This window comes from Rossellomorea sp. FS2 (genome assembly GCF_047915635.1).
In the GTDB taxonomy this organism is placed as follows: Bacteria; Bacillota; Bacilli; order Bacillales; family Bacillaceae_B; genus Rossellomorea; species Rossellomorea marisflavi_A.
Genome location: NZ_JBLRVS010000021.1, coordinates 1 through 304, shown reverse-complemented (window position 1 = coordinate 304; position 304 = coordinate 1). Strand labels below are relative to the sequence as shown.

At 46.7% G+C, this 304-nt stretch carries 1 protein-coding gene; it reads right to left on the bottom strand.

Features of this window, described 5'->3' with window-relative positions; all coding sequences use genetic code 11:
- Window positions 1-304, bottom strand: a 304-nt coding sequence (locus ACNA6I_RS23095) for an IS3 family transposase (protein WP_416314234.1), incomplete at both ends; no start/stop codon positions are given.

The following is a 304-nucleotide window of genomic DNA, read 5'->3' as shown; positions in this document are numbered from 1 at the left end:
GGACAAGTACAGTTTCTGTCCGGCAATCTTGAATTCCGTCACATCGGTTACCCATTTTTGGTTCGGTTTCGATGCCATGAATTTTCGGTCGAGGGTGTTGGGCGCCGCTTTTCCAACTTCCCCTTCATAAGACCGGTATTTCTTCTTTCTTACCAGGCACTGGAGCCCTAGGGCTTTCATAATGCGAAGGACTTTCTTTTTATTGATGTCATACCCTTTTGCCTGGAGTACATCCGTAATCCGACGGTAACCATAACGGCCTGAATGACGGCGGAAGATCAAGGTAATTCTTCTTTTCCACTTC